General features: G+C 72.1%; 11 protein-coding genes and 2 tRNA genes. 5 read left to right on the top strand and 8 right to left on the bottom strand.

Annotated features, from left to right (window positions below; all coding sequences use genetic code 11):
* Nucleotides 1-165 precede the first annotated feature (165 nt).
* Nucleotides 166-1797, top strand: coding sequence for a methyl-accepting chemotaxis protein (locus tag AB1578_02100; protein ID MEW6486690.1), 1632 nt, complete (start codon nt 166-168; stop codon nt 1795-1797).
* A gap of 64 nt (nt 1798-1861) precedes the next feature.
* Here AB1578_02100 and AB1578_02095 read toward each other — a convergent pair.
* Nucleotides 1862-1948: transfer RNA gene (locus AB1578_02095), tRNA-Leu, on the bottom strand.
* A gap of 115 nt (nt 1949-2063) precedes the next feature.
* On the opposite strand from AB1578_02095, the gene AB1578_02090 reads away from it, so the two are divergent.
* The 4 genes from AB1578_02090 to AB1578_02075 all read left to right on the top strand — a co-directional run bounded on the left by AB1578_02090 (nt 2064) and on the right by AB1578_02075 (nt 3940).
* Nucleotides 2064-2139, top strand: a tRNA-Ala gene (locus AB1578_02090).
* Nucleotides 2140-2380: 241 nt separating this feature from the next.
* Nucleotides 2381-2731 carry a helix-turn-helix domain-containing protein gene (locus AB1578_02085; protein ID MEW6486689.1) on the top strand — a complete coding sequence of 117 codons (351 nt, stop codon included), beginning with the start codon at nt 2381-2383 and terminating at the stop codon, nt 2729-2731.
* Nucleotides 2728-2871: a HipA N-terminal domain-containing protein gene (locus AB1578_02080; protein ID MEW6486688.1), complete on the top strand. Its 144-nt coding sequence runs from the start codon at nt 2728-2730 to the stop codon at nt 2869-2871. Before AB1578_02085 ends, AB1578_02080 begins: the two co-directional genes overlap by 4 nt.
* A 439-nt stretch (nt 2872-3310) precedes the next feature.
* Nucleotides 3311-3940, top strand: a complete 630-nt coding sequence (locus AB1578_02075) for a CatB-related O-acetyltransferase (GenBank protein MEW6486687.1) — start codon at nt 3311-3313, stop codon at nt 3938-3940.
* Between the two features lie 38 nt (nt 3941-3978).
* Here the strand turns inward: AB1578_02075 and AB1578_02070 are convergent, their stop codons facing one another.
* The 7 genes from AB1578_02070 to AB1578_02040 all read right to left on the bottom strand — a co-directional run bounded on the left by AB1578_02070 (nt 3979) and on the right by AB1578_02040 (nt 16431).
* The gene (locus AB1578_02070) at nt 3979-5637 is read right to left on the bottom strand and encodes a hypothetical protein (GenBank protein MEW6486686.1); all 1659 of its coding nucleotides are present in this window, start codon (nt 5635-5637) and stop codon (nt 3979-3981) included.
* Nucleotides 5638-5648: 11 nt separating this feature from the next.
* On the bottom strand, nt 5649-6260 hold the full coding sequence (locus tag AB1578_02065; protein ID MEW6486685.1) for a histidine phosphatase family protein: 612 nt from the start codon (nt 6258-6260) through the stop codon (nt 5649-5651).
* 7 nt (nt 6261-6267) lie between these two features.
* Nucleotides 6268-7005, bottom strand: coding sequence for an adenosylcobinamide-GDP ribazoletransferase (gene cobS, locus AB1578_02060; GenBank protein MEW6486684.1), 738 nt, complete (start codon nt 7003-7005; stop codon nt 6268-6270).
* Between the two features lies 1 nt (nt 7006).
* A complete protein-coding gene (gene cobT / locus AB1578_02055; protein ID MEW6486683.1) occupies nt 7007-8047 on the bottom strand; it encodes a nicotinate-nucleotide--dimethylbenzimidazole phosphoribosyltransferase in 1041 nt (346 codons plus the stop codon).
* Nucleotides 8048-8222: 175 nt separating this feature from the next.
* A complete protein-coding gene (cobU, locus tag AB1578_02050) occupies nt 8223-8741 on the bottom strand; it encodes a bifunctional adenosylcobinamide kinase/adenosylcobinamide-phosphate guanylyltransferase (protein MEW6486682.1) in 519 nt (172 codons plus the stop codon).
* Between the two features lie 143 nt (nt 8742-8884).
* Nucleotides 8885-11629, bottom strand: coding sequence for an outer membrane protein assembly factor BamA (bamA, locus tag AB1578_02045; protein ID MEW6486681.1), 2745 nt, complete (start codon nt 11627-11629; stop codon nt 8885-8887).
* Between the two features lie 53 nt (nt 11630-11682).
* Nucleotides 11683-16431 (bottom strand): translocation/assembly module TamB domain-containing protein, encoded by a 4749-nt coding sequence (locus tag AB1578_02040; protein MEW6486680.1) that lies wholly within the window; start codon nt 16429-16431, stop codon nt 11683-11685.
* Between the last annotated feature and the right edge of the window lie 39 nt (nt 16432-16470).

The following is a 16470-nucleotide window of genomic DNA, read 5'->3' as shown; positions in this document are numbered from 1 at the left end:
CGGGTGCAGGCTTCGCGCGACGCCCGCCGACCCGGGAGCCCGGAATGTTGTACAATTCTTCTCAAGTCTTACGGTCGGCAACCCGAAACAAGAGGGGCGCTGCCGAAGGCGCCCCCTGGGCGCCAACTCACGGCTCATTCACCTGCAGGGGAGAGGAGGAACCCCATGGGCTGGAAGGACGTACCGGTTCGGTGGAAGATCGCGGTGTGCTTCCTCTTGCAGCTCGGGGTCACGGCGGCCGGGGGCCTTCTGGCCTTCTCGGCGGCCGAACGCATTTCGAACGCGGCCCACCGGGTTCGGGACGACCGGGCGGTGGCGGACGCTCTCGCCCAGGGGCTGCAGAAGGACGTCCTTCGCATGTGGCAGTGGCTCACCGACATCTCGGCCACCCGGGGGCTCGACGGGCTCGACGACGGCTTCGCCGAGGCGGAAGAGAACTACCGTTCCGCCCAGGCCATCCTGGACCGCCTCGAGGCCCACATGGGGGCCTCGGGGGACGAGAATGCCCTCTCGGCGGTGAAGGCCATCCGGGAGAGGATGGGGCCCTACTACCGGCTCGGCGTGCGCATGGCCCAGGCCTACGTGGCGGGGGGCCCGGAGGCCGGCAACCGCCTCATGGGCGACTTCGACCGGGAGGCCGAGGCCCTGGAAGAGGCCTTGGAACCCTTCGTGGAGGCAGCCCACGCGGGGCTGGCGGCAGACATCGAGGCGGTGACCGCGCTGGTGGACCGGCTCAAGGCGGGCGTGATCGTGGCGGTGGCTCTTTCCCTGGCCCTGGTGGCGTGCCTGGGGTGGACCCTGGCCCGCTCCATCACCGTGCCCCTGGCCCAGGTGCTTTCCCTTACGCGATCGGTGGCCTCGGGGGACCTGACCCGGTCGGTGGCCGCAACCCGCCGGGACGAGTTCGGGGAGCTCTCGGCGTCGATGAACCAGATGTCGGGGCACCTGCGCGAGGTCGTGATCCACCTGGCCTCGGCCGCCGAGAGCCTGGCCGCCACGTCCCAGGAGCTCTCGGCCACCACGGCCGAGATGGCGGCGAGCAACGACGAAGTATCGGTGCAGTCCCAGGGCGTGTCGGCCTCCGCCTCCCAGATGCGGGCCACCGTGGACCAGCTCGCCCAGGGCAGCCAGTCGGTGGACCGGTCCGCGTCGGAAGCCCTGCGCCAGGCCACCGAAGGCGGAAAGGTCATCGGCCGCGCCCTGGAGCGGCTGGGGGAGATCGCCTCCGTCGTGGGCGACGCCAGCCGCACCGTGGGCGCCCTGGGAGAGCAGTCGGAGCGCATCGGCGACATCCTCTCGGTGATCGAGGACATTGCCGACCAGACCAACCTGCTGGCGCTGAACGCGGCTATCGAAGCGGCCCGGGCAGGGGAGCAGGGCCGGGGCTTCGCCGTGGTGGCCGACGAGGTGCGAAAGCTCGCCGAGAAGACCGTGCGCGCCACCAAGGAGATCGGCGACATGGTCGTCACCATCCAGCGAGAGAGCCGCAACGCGGTGGCCGCCACGGCCAACGGCACCACTGCCGTGGAGCGGGGCGTGGAGGAGGGCAGCCGAGCCCAGGCGGCAGTGGCCGACATCGAAACGCGCGTGCGAGCCGCGGCCGCCGAGGTGGGAGTGATCGCCGCCGGGGCGGGGCAGCTTGCCCAGATGCTCGGAGGCGTCTCCATCAACGTGGAGCAGATCGCCCAGGGGGTGGAGCAGAACGCCGCGGCCTCGGGCGAGGTGGCCCGTACCGCCGTGGCCCTCTCGGAGAGGGCGGAAGAACTGCGAGCGCTGACCGGGCGGTTCCGGGTGTAGCAACCCGCCCCTGCGCACCCACGAGAAAGGGGTTGCGGCCATGCCGCAACCCCTGGATGCCCTCTGGTGCCGAAGGTCGGACTCGAACCGACACGGGTGTTACCCCACTGGATTTTGAGTCCAGCGCGTCTACCAATTCCACCACTTCGGCAGGTGTCGGCGGAGTATAGGGAGGCGGCCGGCGGGGTGTCAAGACGGGCGCCGGGCCTGGCAACGGGCCGGTTGACACCTCCGGGAAGCGTCTGCTATAAGGCTGCTTCCCTCGTGGGGCTGTAGCTCAGCTGGGAGAGCGCTTGAATGGCATTCAAGAGGTCGTCGGTTCGATCCCGATCAGCTCCACCACGAATTTCAAGGGGTTAGGCGAAAGCCTAACCCCTTCGGTTTTTTCCCAGGCGGGAGTTTCCCGTCCAGCATCGCTGACGCCGCGGCGTCTCCCCCCAGCAGCGCGTGAGGGTACTTCCCCGTACTCGTAGAACTCCTCATTCATCGGGATTCTTCTCGCGCTCAGACCACCATCCTTTTTGTCGCAGCTCGTGGCGAGTTGGTGTAGAGTTACCCGCATAACTCGCTATAGGAGCCGACATTGAAGATTGACGCACTCGTGAGCGATGCCATCGTTCTCGCAGAGCTCGGCCGCCGGCTGGGCAAGCGGCGCGTGGAGCGCGACCTCACCCAGGCCGCGTTGGCCCGGGAAGCCGGCGTCGGAAAGCGGACCGTGGAAAGGGTCGAGGCCGGCGAAACGGTCCAGGTTACGACGCTCCTTCGCATCTTGCGTGTCCTGGGCCTGCTCGAGTCCCTGGACGCGGCGATCCCTGAACCTGGGCCCCGCCCCATGGACCTGCTGCGGCTGCGGGGGAAAGAGCGCAAGCGCGCATCGTCCGGGGCCCGTCGGGGGAAGGCCGGCTCCCAGTGGTCCTGGGGGGACGAGACGTGACCACGGTCGGGGAAGTCAAGCTGTGGGGACGCACGATCGGCGCCGTTGCCCTGGAGGAGGGGGCTCAGGCCGCCTCCTTCGAGTACGACAGAGCGTTTCTGCAAAGCGGCATCGAGGTCTCGCCGCTGCACAGCCTTTGACGTGACCTACAGCTTCCAGCCCGCCGGCAGATGGACCTCCGTGCACCAGATGACCTTGAACGGCAAGCGGGATCACTTCACGCGCGATGATCTGCGCACGTGCGCGCAACGGGTTGCCCTGAGGCGGGGCCGCGCTGAAGCGATCTTGCAGGAGGTCCGCGCCGCCGTGTCCCGGTGGCCCGAGTATGCGCAGGAGGCAGGGGTTCCATCCCAATGGCGAGACCTCATCGCCCATTCCCACCGCATGGACCTGTAGCGCAAGATCCTTCCACAACCTCGCCCGGCAAGAGCCGGGCACGGCTTTTCTGCGATTGCCCTGCCTGTCGGATTCGGTCATCTCGTGGACCTGGGCGAGCGCTCGGAGGTAGGATGCGGCGAGATTCCCACCCCTTGGTCTGCCCGGGCCCGGCCCAGCCGACGCTTTTCCAAGAGTGACCCGTTGATCGGACCCGACCCCGCCAACCCCCATCCCCTCGCCGCTTTTCCCCGGGTGTGTTTCGTTCGCAACACGGTGTCCAATCCCAACATCGTGGTGGGCGAGTACACGTACTACGACGACCCCGACGACGCCGAGAACTTCGAGAGAAACGTCCTCTATCACTACCCGTTCGTCGGAGACCGCCTCGTCATCGGCCGCTTCTGCGCCATCGCCACGGGCGTGACGTTCCTCATGAACGGGGCCAACCACCGCCTGGGGGGAATCTCCACCTATCCCTTCGAGATCTTCGGGAACGGCTGGGAGAGGGCGGCGCAGGCGGGCGAGGAGCCCAGCCGGGGAGACACGGTGGTGGGCAACGACGTGTGGCTGGGGTACCGGGCGACGGTTCTGCCCGGCGTGCGGATCGGCGACGGGGCGATCGTCGCCGCGTGCTCGGTGGTGGCCGCCGACGTGCCGCCCTACGCGGTGGTTGCCGGCAACCCGGCGCGGGTGGCTCGCATGCGGTTTTCCGCGGCGGCGGTGGAGGAGCTGCTGGAGATCGCGTGGTGGAACTGGCCCCCGGACAAGATCACCCGAAACATCGAGCGAATCGTCTCGGCCGACGTGGCGGCGCTGCGGGCCGCCGTCTAGCCGAAACACCTCTCGGAACAAACGATCCCCGCGGCCGCCTAGAAGGCCGACCACTCCACCCCCGCCAGCCCCAGGTAGCGCAGGGCGCTCCCGAACTCGTCGCGGTTGCCGCCGGAGCCGTGGGCTCCGAAGGCGAAGAGGCGCCAGTGGTCCGAGAGGTTCCACTCGGCGAAGCCGGTAACGAGCTGGCTTCCGTCGTCGAGGTTCTGGGTGCTCCGCAGGAGGAGGGTGAGGCGGCGGGCGATCTCGGTGTGGAGGTACTGGACGAACAGGTAGTTCCTGCGCAGGAGGCGCAGGCGGGTGGAGAAGCCGTCCGGATCCGGGGCTGCGAGCCCTGCCGCCGCGAGTGCGCCCGCCCCGTGGGCCAGGTCGAAGAACCGCTCGGCCTCGGCGTCGTCGTAGCCCTCGCGGTAGTAGAGATACTCGGCCGAGAGGGTGGGGCCAAGGCGGAGCGTGTAGGCCGCCCCCAGCAGGGACGTGGGAAACCACCGCGGCACGTCCTTCTTCGTCTCCTCCAGGGCGACCCCCAGGGGGGGCGGGCCGTCGGCGGGATAGCGCGCGCGGGTGCCCCGGGAGACCCCGGCCTCGGCGTAGAGGAGCAGGGCCTCGGTCGCGGTCACCTGGCCGTAGCCGCGCAGGGAGGGCCGGACCCCGGTGCCGGCGTGGAGGAGGAGCGCCCCGTGGGCGGCGTACCCCAGGTAATCGAGCTTGAGGGCCTGGGACCCGCGCCACTCGCCGCCGGGCACATCCCCCTCTCCCCGCCCGGTGTTGGCGATCCACGAGAGGGTCCAAGCTGCCGTGGGCAGCCATACGACCCGGGCGAAGTCCATCCCCGGGACCTCCCGCACGGGGTTCTCCCGCCCGTTGTCGGCGAAGAAGGGGTTGGAGGGGTTGGCGAGCTGCCCGGGACCCCACTGGAGGTTCTCGCGGCCAAGAGATGCGAAGAGGTTCTGCCGGAGCCGGAGCTGGGCGGAGCCTTCCAGCAGCACGACCTCGGCGTCGGTGTCGGAGTCCCCCGCCGCGGGACCCTCCTGCCAGTGCTCCCGGGCCCACCGGGCCCGGGGCTTGGCCAGGAGGGAGAGGCGGCCCAGGTCGGCCGAGAGGTCGAGCCGCACCTCGCCCTCCGAGACCTGGCGGGGCAGCGCCAGGAGACGGTTGTCGGGGTTGAGGCCCCCGAGGGACGGCTTCTGGTAGCGGTGGGAGCCCAGGAGGCGCAGGGTCGCCGAGCCCCGCTCGCGAAGCGCCCCGGCGAGGTCCGGTGCCTCCTCCGCCTCCTCCGCCTCCTCCGCTTCCGAAGCCTCGCCGGGGGCGACCCGGACCACGAGCGTCCCCGCTTCGCTGCGGGTTTCCGCCACGCCGTACCCCTGGGGCAGGGTCAGGAGGCTCTCGGCCTCCCCGATGACCCCGAGGGACAGCCGGTAGGCGGCCATCCGGGGGCCCGCAAGGCGAAACGCTCCCACTCCCTTCACCTCCCAGGCGAGGGAGAAGCGGTTGGCGTCGCCGCCCAGGAGGGGCGAGCGGATTCCGGGATTGGCGGCCGCGAGCTCTTCGCGCAGGCCGGGCCGGCGCCAGCCGTCGGGAGCCGCCAGCGCGTGGAGGAGGGTGCGGGGAACGCGAAAGGAGAGCTCCTCCCGGGCGTGGGCCGCCGGCCCGGAAACCGCCCCCAGGGCCCACAGGACCGCGAGGAGCGCCGACACCCCCCGGGGCCTCATTCGGCGCACCCGTTGACGAGCCGCACCACCGAGCGCCCGTCGGGGAAGTACTCCACCAGGTTCAGGCACCCGTAGTCCTGGGCCAGGGAGTGGAAGCGGCCGAGGGGCAGACCCAGGGCGTCGAAGAGGATCACCCGGTTGACCCCTCCGTGGGCCACCAGGCAGAGGGTCTCCCCCGGGTGGCGGGCCAGCACGGACCGGAGGGCGGGGAGCACCCGGGCGCGCAGCTGGGCCAGGCTCTCTCCCCCGGGCAGGACGAAGCCCTCCAGGTCGGCCCACCAGGCCTCCAGCAGGGCGGGCTCTTCGCGCCAGACCTCCCGGTACGGCCGGTCGTCCCAGCGGCCCATGTGGAGCTCCCGAAACGCCGGGTCCTCCCGCACGGGGAGGCCCCGGGCCCGGGCCACGGCCGCCGCGCCCTCCCGCGCCCGGGAGAGGTCCGACGCGTAGACCGCCGCGAGCGGCTCTCCGGCCAGGCGCCGGGCGGCCCGCTCCATCTGCTCCACCCCCCGGGGCGTCAGCGCCACGTCCACGTGCCCGTGGAGCACGCCGTCGCCCCCCACGTCGCCGTGGCGCAGCAGGTGGAGCCGGGTGGGCGCGGAGGCGGTCAAGAGATCCTCAGAAGAGCAGGTGGAGGCAGAGCAGGAAGAGGATCTCTCCGGTTTCCTCGGCAAAACCCAGGGTATCGCCGGTCACCCCCCCCAGGCGGCGGTGGAAGAACCCCTTGAGCCACCCCGTGTAGAGCAGGGTGAGCCCGAACGCCAGGAGGCCCCGCCACCCCAGGAGGAGGCACGGGAGCGCGGAGCCCAGGAGCGCCAGGTTCAGGGTGCCCCGGTCCAGGTGCTCGGTGTAGGGGGTGCCCAGGCCCGCCCGGGGCCGGGCGTAGATGCTCCCGTAGGCAAGCCACACCACGCTGCCCCGGGCGACGGCCGGGGTGAGCAGCAGCCCCCACGCCCGGATGCCCTCGGGCAGTAGCCCCAGCCCCAGGGCCTTGGTGAGGATCGCCAGGACCAGGGCCGCCGCCCCCACCGCCCCCACCCGGCTGTCCTTCATGATCTCCAGTGCCCGCTCCCGCGTCCAGCCCCCCGCCAGGCCGTCGGCGGTATCGGCCAGGCCGTCGAGGTGGAAGGACCCCGTGGCCCAGGCGAGCAGGGCCACGAGCACCGCCCCTTCGAGAACGCCCGGGAGCCGGTGCCCCAGCACCCAGTGGAACGCCACGAGCCCCGCCCCCAGGGCGAGCCCCACCAGGGGGAAGGCCCCCATGGCGCGGGCGAGCTCGCGCGGGGAGAACTCCCGCGCCTCGAAAAGGGGGATCGCGGTCAGGAACTGGAAGGCCACCGCGAAGCGCGACGCCATTTCAACCCTCCCGGTTGGAGACCCCGGCCTCCCCGAAGGTGGCCATCTCCGAGAGGATCTTGGCCGAAGCCTCCAGGACAGACATGGCCAGCGCCGCCCCGGTGCCCTCCCCGAGCCGGAGCTCCAGCACCAGGAGGGGGTTGTGCCCGAAGTGCTCCACCATCCGGATGTGGGCCCGCTCCTGGGAGAGGTGGGAGAGGAAGAGGTAGTCCGCTGCCGCCGGCGCCAGGCGCACCGCCACCAGGGCCGCCGAGGTGGAGATGAAGCCGTCCACCGCCACCGGGAGGCGCCGGGCCGCCGCCCCCAGGCACAGGCCGGTCATGGCCGCGATCTCGAGGCCGCCCACCTTGGCGAGCACGTCCAGGGGATCGGTGGGATCGGGGCGGTTCACCGCCAACCCCCGGGCAATGGCGTCGGCCTTGCGCCGGAGCCCCGCGTCGTCGACCCCGGTGCCCCGCCCCACCACCTCGTCGGGGGTGAGCCCCGTGAACGCCGCCAGGATGGCCGAGGCCGGGGTGGTGTTGCCGATGCCCATCTCGCCGACGCCCAGGAGGTCCACCCGGTCGGCGGCGGCCCGGGCGGCGAGCTCCTCCCCCACGCCCACGGCCCGCAGTGCCTCGTCCCGCGTCATGGCGGGGCCTCGGGCGAGGTTTCGGGTGCCCCGGGCCACCTTGGCGTGGATGAGCCCCCCGGCGCCGCCGAAGTCGTAGTCCACCCCCACGTCCACCACCGCGATCTCGGCCCCCACGTGCCGCGTGAGCACGTTGATGGCCGCGCCGCCCCGCAGGAAGTTCAGCACCATCTGGGGCGTCACCTCCCGGGGAAAGGCGCTCACCCCCTCCTCGGTCACCCCGTGGTCCCCCGCCAGGGTATACACCCGCTTGCGGCGGATGGCGGGCCGGGTGGTGCGCTGGATGGCGGCCAGGCGCCGGGCCACCTCCTCCAGCCGCCCCAGGCTCCCCGGGGGTTTGGTCAGATCGTCCAGGCGGGCCTGGGCAGCGGCCAGGTCCGCGGGGGCCAGGGGCTCGATGCGCCCCACCAGGGCGCGAAGCTCGTTCTCGGTCACGGGTGCCTCCTCAGAAGGGAAAGGGGAGATCGTACACAAGAAGGACCCGCGGGGAAACCCGCGCCCCGTCCGCAGGAGCGGGCTTGTCCGCGAACGGGCCCTCTCCCCGGAACCGGCCTCCCGAGCCCGGGATTCGCGGCCGAGGTCGCCCCTACCGCAGGCGCAGGGGCAGGCCCGAGACCACCAGGTAGGCCTCGTCCGCGCGGGCGGCGACCTCCTGGTTGAGCTTGCCGGCCAGGTCCCGAAAGCGGCGGGCCAGGGCGTTCACGGGCACGATGCCCGACCCCACCTCGTTGGTCACCACCGCGAGGCGGCCCGGGTAGGCCTCCAGGGCGGCGAGAAATTGGGAGACCGCGGCTTGGACCGCCCCCTCGTCGTCTCCGTGGGCCTCCAGGACGTTGGAGGCCCAGAGGGTCAGGCAGTCCAGGAGCGCCCCCCCGAACCCCGCCGCCTCCGCCAGGGCGGCCGGAAGATCCAGGGGCTCTTCCCGGGCCGCCCACCGCTCCCCCCTGTCGGTCCGGTGGGCCGCCACCCGGTCTGCCATCTCCGGATCCCGCACCTCGGCGGTGGCGATGTAGAGCAGCCGCCCGGGCCAGCCCTCGGCCGTCTTCTGCGCAAAGCGGCTCTTTCCGCTGCGGGCGCCGCCGGTGACGAAGACGATGTGGCGCAAGATGCCTCCTTGGGGGGTCGGCCGAGTTGGGGAGCCATGGGACGTATGGGGGTCATGGGACGTATGGGACGTATGGGACCTATGGGACCTTTGGGTCGGACGGAACCGGCGCTCTATGCCCCATGCTCTATGCCCTATGCTCTTCAGAACACGTTGCCGATGGTGAAGTACCAGACCCAGGCGTCCTCGCCCTCCCGGGGGTCGAGGTTGAAGCCCAGGTCCAGGGAGAGGGGACCCACGGGGGTGAGATAGCGCAGCCCGCCCCCCGCGCCCTGTCGGATGCCCGTGCTCCCGGGGAAGCCCGGGGTCCGGTTCCACACGTTGCCCGCGTCCCAGAAGGCCGCTCCCCCGAGCTGCTTCCACAGGGGAAACCGGAGCTCCGCCTTGAGGTTCCCCATCACGTCGCCCCCCACGGGGGTGCCGTCGGCGGCCCTGGGCCCGGCCTCGTCCTTCTGGAACCCCCGCAGGGTGCTGCGCCCTCCCAGGAAGAAGCGCTTGTTCACGGGTAGATCCGCGGCGCTCCCCAGGCGCACGGCGATCCCCCCCCGGGCCAGCAGCGCCAGGGTCACCCTCCCCGCGGTGAAGAACCCGCTCGCGGACCCCAGGTATCGCTCGTACTCCACGTCGGACCCGAAGGCGTTCGAGGCCCACTCCACCTGGACGGTGTGGTGGTAGCCCCGCCGCGGGTTGAAGGGGTCGTCCCGGGAGTCCCACACGAGCACCGGCCCCAGGGCCGAGAGGAGATAGGCGTTGATTTGGTCCTGACCCACCACGGTTTCGTCCACCACGTCGGCGAGCTCGTTGTCTTCGATCGTGTAGAAGAGGGAGCCCCTGACGTTCTCCCCGAACTCCCGCTCGAGAGACGCCTGGAAACCCAGGGAGGAGAGGTTGTACGCGTCCCGGTTCTGGTAGCTCTTCACGAGCGTCAGGCCCAGCTCGAGGCGCCGGCCCAGGAGCCACGGCTCCCGGAAGTTGACCGCCCAGGACCGGTCCAGCTGGTCGAAGTCGTACCGAAGGCCCAGGCTGCGCCCGGAGCCCCAGAGGTTGGCGTGGGAAAGCGAGGCCGAGCCCTTCACCCCCTCCTCGGTACCGTAGCCCAGGCCCAGGGTCACGCTGCCCGCGTCCTGCTCCTCCACCTCCACCCACGCGTCGCGCACCTCGTCCCCCGGATTCCGGGTCAAGGGCTCGATGCGCACCCGCTGGAAGAACCCCAGGCGGTACAGGCGCTGCCGGCTGCGCTGCACCTCCTGGGGATCCCAGAGATCGCCGCTCCGGAAGGTGAGCTCCCGCTGGACCACCTTGGTCTGGGTGCGGGCATTCCCCGAGACCACGGTTTCGCCGAACCGGACGCGCGGGCCGCCCCGGATGCGGTAGGTGGGGTGGACGAGGCCCGCCTCGTAGTCCCGTTCCACCTCGAGCTCCACGGCGGCCTCGGGGTGGCCCCGCCGTTCCAGCTCCCTCAAGATGCGCAGCCGCGCCTCCCCCAGCTCCCCGGGGTCGGACGGAGCTCCCGGCCGGAGGGCGGCCGCCGCCTGGATCTCGCCGGGATCGAGCGCCCCGTTGCCGTCGAAGGCGATCTCCCCCAGCCGGTAGAGGCGCCCCTCGTCCACGCGCAGGCGAAGCGACGCCTTGCCCGCGGGCGACACAGACAGCCCCGCCACCTCGACCCGCGCCTCCGGGTATCCCCGGGAGGCGTAGTAGTCCACGACGACCTGGAGGTCACGGTCGAGGGCCTCCTGGGTAAGAGGGGGGGGGCGGACGATCCCGCCGACCACGAGGGAGAGGTACTGCCGCAGGCTCGCCGACGAGACGTTCTTGTTGCCCTCGAACGCCACCTCGGCCACACGCACCCGGGGCCCGCGCTCGGTCCGGAAGACGATGCGGCGGCGGCCGTACGCCCAGGTATCCTCGGTCTCCACGGAGGCGTGGTAATGGCCCTGGGCGCGCAGGTACTCCTCCATCAGCTCGGCGGTGCGCTCGATCCAGTGGCCGTCCAGGGGTTCCCCGAAGCGCCCGCGGGCGATCTCCCGCAGGGCATCGGCGGCCCACTCGTCCACGTCCTCCACCCGGACGTCGATGGCTTCTCCCAGCGTCAGGGGTAGCGAGAGCACGGCGCCGTCCCCCTCGGCGCGAAAGGCGGCGCGCCCGATCCGGGCTTCCGGGTAGCCTTCCCGGTGCAGCACGTCCACCACCCGGCGCACTCCGTCGCGCAGCTGCCGCCGGGAGGCCGGCGCGCCCTCCCTCAGCCCCAGGAGGGCCACGAGCCGGGGGCGCTCCATGGGGGGCACCCCGTCGTCGCCCGGCTCCTCCAGCGCCTCGATGCCCTCCAGGCGAAGGATGCGCTGGGGCGCACCCTCGTCGATCTCGATCACGAGGCGCAGCCACAGGCCGTCCCCCACCGGCTCCACGCGGTGCCGCACCTGGACCGAGGGAAAACCCTCGTTCTCGTAGAGCTCGCGCAGGGCCTCCACGTCCCGGGCGAACACGGTCTCGCTCAGGGGGCGGTCCACCCGGGTCTCGAGGCGGCCCCGCAGGGCCGCGTCGCGCAGCGCCCGATTCCCCCGCAGGCGCACACTGCGCACCAGGGGCTCTGGTACCACCTCCAGCGCCAGGGCGACGGAGCGCTCCTCCAGGGCCCCCCGCACGATCACGTCCCGCACCCCGACCTTCTGGGCCAGGCGCAGCAGGCCTCTCTGCACCCTCCGGATCTCATAGACCTCTCCGGGGGCGAGGCCGAAGAGCTGCCGGATCTCCCGGTCCGGGACGAGGCTCGGGTTCACGATCTCGATCCGCGCCACGCGACGGCCTTGCGCCGCCGACAGATGGGTGTCGTAGGCCTGCGCCGTCTTCGGGAACAGGAGCAGTGTCCAGAGCAGGCACAGGACCAAGAGCTTCGGACGTCGCCGGGCCCGGGACGGTTGAGAGGTCGGGCCGGCGCGCGTCATCGGAACGGGAACCGCCAGCGGATCTCGCCCCCCAGGGACCCCTGGGCCTGGGCGCCCCGGTCGGTCCAGGTGCCGAGCAGGGAGACCCGAGGGGTGAGGGAGTACTGGGCCTCCAGGGTCTGCTCGGTCTCGCCCCCGATGGCGGCGGAGTACCGGGCGAACAGGGACCTGGTGATCGCCTTGCCCACGGTGACCCGGGGCACGGTGGTCTGGGTGGCCGGAGAGTAGGCGGGGTCGATGGAGAACTGGTCGAAGCCCAGGAGCTCACCCACCTCGGTCTCGAGCTCGTCCTGGAGCCGGCCGGTGAAGAAGCTTGCGGCCTCGGCGGCGGTGAGCGCCTGGGCGTCCTGCATTTCCCCGGCCGTGGTTCCCAGGGTGAGGAGCGCCACGATGTCGTTGTGGGGAAGGGTGGGCAGGCTCGAGAGGTTCACGTGGTAGTCGTCCAGGGGCCCCGAGATGTCGACGCTCACCGAATACTGGCGCACGGTGGTGCGCACGTGCACGTCCAGGACGGGCACGGGGCGGGTCTCGCCGAGGAACTCCACGGAGCTGCGAAGGACCTCGTACTCCACGGCGCGCAGGCGCGCCGTTCCCTCCCGCACCTCGACCCGGCCCCAGAGCACCGGCCTGGGCAGGTATCCGCGGGCGCGAAGGTCCACAGCCAGGGACAGGTCGGCCAGGTTGTTCTCCACCCGCAGGTTGTCGTCTCCCCGAACCGAGACGTCCACGAAGACCGTCCCGGCCTCGGGCACGCCCCGCACCTCCCGAGGGCGCCGCTCCAGGGCCTGGAAGATCAGGGTCTTCAGGTTGACCCGCTGCTCGTAGAGAAACTCCTTCAACCGGACGTCGCCCCGGATCTCGGGCCGGTCCACCGTGCCGGTGAGCAGCAGGTCGGCATCGAAGAGGCTGTGCACCCTCGGGGGGCGCTCCGGGGCGATGTTTCGCAGCTCGGCCAGCAGCCGCAGTGAGCCGGGGCGAAGCCCCTCCATGCCCACCACCCCTTCCACGTGGGCTCGGCCCATCCCCACCTGGGCGTCCACCCACTCGATCACGAAGCCCTTCTCCGCGTCGAAAAAGCCCGACGCCTCCAGATCCTCGATGGGTAGATCCAAGGCCTCCAGGGCCAGCGTCGCACCGGGCTCCACCGCGATCGGTCCGGCCAGGCGAGGGGAGGCCCAAGGGCCCCGCCACTCCAGCTCCGCCCGGGCCGTGCCGGAGCTGCGCCGTACCCCGGGCACCCAGCGTCGCAAGACGTCGAGCTCCAGGGTTGCCTGGGCGTCCAGGTCCCACGCCTCGCCGGGCCGGAACTCCCCCGAGGCGGAAAGCCCGAAGCCGTTCCCGGCGAGCCGCAGGCTCTCGATTCGCACGTCTCCCCGGTCGTACGCAAGCCGCACGGGAACCGGCGCCTCCAGGGCGATCGGCTCCAGCGCCACGCGCAACCGGGAGAGCTCCAGCCCAGCCGACACCCCGCTTTCGGGAACCCAGCGCACCTCGCCCCGGCCGTCGGCCTCCCCCCCGAAGTCCTCGGGAATCGCCAAATGGGCCACCCACCCCTGCAGGGGCACCGCCTCCAGCTCCACCACGGCCGAGAGGGCCTCTCCCGGGGCCCAGCCGCCGCGCAGCGCGACGCCGCGGCCCTCCTGTGCCGAGAACTCTGCCCGGCCGCCGTCCCAGGAGGCCGACCACTCCCACAGGGAGGGAAGCGCCGGCGCCCACGCCAGGCCTTCGATGCGTCCGGAGGCGGTCGCCTCCCCCACCGTGCCGCCCTCCCCCCGCGCGCTGGCCCGGGCGGTGAGGAGCCCTTCCAGGGGCCGCAGGGGATGGTCGTCGGGAAGCAGCGCCGTTGGGGCAAACCGGTCGAGCTCCACCCGGGCGCGCCACGCCGGGCGGGCCGGCTCTTCCAGCTGCGCCTCGAGCATCACCCCCTGGGAGTCCACCCGGATTCGGGGACGCCCTCCGGGGCTCTCGGCGCGAAACCGCCACTCGGGCAGGAGAACCCCCCCCGCCACCACCAGACCGGTCACCGTGCCTTCCAGCTCCAGGTCGTCCACAGCCCCCACGGCAGCAGCCGCGCCCTGGGCGGCCCGGAGCCGGTCGAGGGAGGCGACGGCCCGCCCCTGGGCGGTCATGCGGCCCACCGGCACGGGGGCCAGCGGGCGGAAGCGGGCCAGCCGCAGGTCACGCAGGGTGACGCCGAGCTCCAGGGGGGTGCCTTCCCGGAACGAGGCGAGCCCCGTGACGCTCGCCTCCCCGCTCCAGGCCGAGGCGGAAAAGCTCAGGCCCTCCGGCTCGTAGTGCCCCCCCACGACCACCCGCTCCAGGGCGACGTCCTGCCAGGAGACCCCTGCCGCTTCCCCTGTCCAGGAGACCTCCAGTGCCGGCTCGCTGCCCCCCAGGGCTCCCCGGGCCTGGACCCGGCCCGTGAGGCTCTCGCCCCGGAGCCCCTGGGGCAGGAGCTCGGAGGGCAGCGCCCCCCAGGGAAGAGCGGCGAGGACGGCGTCTGCCGCCAGGGGAAGGTCCTCCGAGAGACCCAGCTCGGCCCGCACCGACAGGCCCGTGCCGAACGCCCGGGCCTCCCCTTCCACGCCCCCATTCCCGTAGCGGGCTTCCACTTCCACCGCCCCCAGGGATCGCCCCAGCAGGACGAGCTCCGGGAACCGCCCGGCCACCGACACCGTGGGAGACCCGTACGCCCCCTCGACGCGCACGTCCCCTGCGAAGGCGCCCTGGGTCGGAGACTCCCACCCCAGTGCCTCGGCCAGGACCTCCGGCCGGACCTCGGACACCCCACCTTCGAGGCGAAACGCGTCCCGATCCCCTTCTCCCCGAACGCGCGCCACCGCACCGTAGGCCCAGAGCTCGCCCGCTTCGAGCGTCCAGGAAGCAGCAGAGCCGCGGCCTCGGGCCTCCACCCGGGATACTTGAAGTCCCCCTCCCGAGACCTCCGTGGCGCCGGCTTCGCCCGCAAACCAGGGGCCCGCGAGCGGGCCCCCCAGGCGCCCCCGCGCCCACGCAGCGCCCCCCAGCCCCCCGGGGAGAACGAGGCCGGCGGCCCCGGCGAGGCCCGCGAGGGTCGAGACCTCGGGGATGGCGGCCCCCACGTCGAGGGCATACTCGCCCTCCGGGTAGAGCCCCACAGTGCCCGACCCTTCGAGTCGGCCCGCGGGCCCCTCCACGACCGCAGACTCCAGAGTGAGGTCACGCAGGTCGTATCGGGTGGTTGCCCGGAGTCTGCCCAGTTCCTCACCCCAGAGCTTCACCGAGGCCAAATCCAGGTCGTACGAGAAGACCAGCTCGTCGTAAGACCCTCCGAAACTCCCCACCGCCAGGCCCCGGGCGTCAAACCCCCCCGGCACATAGGCCCGCACCACTTCCAGGTCTCGAATCGTTACGTCGGTATCGAGCCACAGGCCCTCGGCGTAGACGAGGCGCCCCGTGGGGATGACGACGGCCGCGGAGGGAGACTCCACCCGGGTGGCTCCGAACCGGATCTCCCGCGCCCCCACCGTGAGGTTCGACGTGAGCGAGCCGGAAGGAAGGGCAAAGACCGTCTCGCGCCCTCCGGCCGGGCCAACGGTCACGTCCAGGTCCCGAGCCCGGGCGTCCACGCGACACTCCAGGGCCAGCTCGGGCGCCAGGGGTCCCTTGGCTTCGAAGGTGCCCGACCCATGCACCCCCACCGGAAACCACCCCGGCACGAGGAGCCCCATGAAGGCGCGAAGGTCATAGTCCTCGGCCTGGCCGCGGGCCTCCAGGGCAATCCCCTCTTCCCACCCCAGGCGGCCCTCCACTGCGGCGGCCCGGACGGCGGAACTGCGGGCCTCCAGCGCCGAAAAGGACACCCCGCCCCGGTCCGCGGTCCATGCGGCCGAGGCCCCGTCCACGCGAACCTGCGCGAACCTGCCGGCTTCCAGGCGCAGGCTTCCCCGGGCTTCCGGCCGCTCGGTGGTGCCTGCGATCGTGGCGGCGACCGCCACGGCCGTCTCCACGGGTGCGAACTTCCCCAAGCCCACCGCATCGAGCCACGCCCCCGGGAGCTCCCGCAGGGAGACCGAGGCCGCCGCCTTCAGGTCGAGCAGCCGCCAGGGTCCCACGCGCCCCGAGGCCTCCAGGCTCAGGCGCGTGGTCCGAAGCTCCAGCCGGTCCACCCGCACCGCCGCAAAACGCCGCTGACCCTCGAACGCCAGCAGCTCCAGCGTCTCCTTCTCCCCGCGCCAGGTGACGCCGCCTCCGGCGAGCCGGGCGGTTCCCCGGTTCTCGGCCCAGGCCACCTCGACGAGGGGAAGCTCGAGCCGAAGGTCCAGGTCCGGCAACGCCAGGGCCACCGCACCGTCCGTGACCCGGAGGGCTTCGAAGACCACCGGGGGCAGGCCCCGCGGCTCCGGCCGGGCCTCCCCCGGGGGGCGGGGCGCGGGCCGCAGCTCCCCTTCGAAGTGCGGCGCGACCGCCTCGGCCTCCAGGTGCAGGGTTCCCGAGAGGGACTTGAAGAAGCGCAGGCGCACGCCCAGGCTTTCGGCCCGAAAGACCCACTCGCCCCCCGCAGACCGCGCCTCCAGCCCCGAGAGGCGCAGGGAAGGCCCCCAGGGGTCGAAGTCCGCTTCCCCTAGCCGCACCTCCACGCCCCCGGCCAGGGCCCATGCCGGGGCCTTGCGGGTCAGATACCGATCCACGGCGGGCAGTCTCAGGGCCCAGAACACCGCGACCGGCACCAGGAACAAGAGGGCGATGACGAGGACTCGTTTCAACGGAAACGGCTCTCTCCCGTCCCGTGCGGTGATTGAATT

This window comes from Thermodesulfobacteriota bacterium (assembly GCA_040756475.1).
Taxonomy (GTDB): domain Bacteria; phylum Desulfobacterota; class Deferrisomatia; order Deferrisomatales; family JACRMM01; genus JBFLZB01.
The sequence above is the reverse complement of the archived record's forward strand: the minus strand, read 5'-3'. Positions and strand labels throughout refer to the sequence as shown.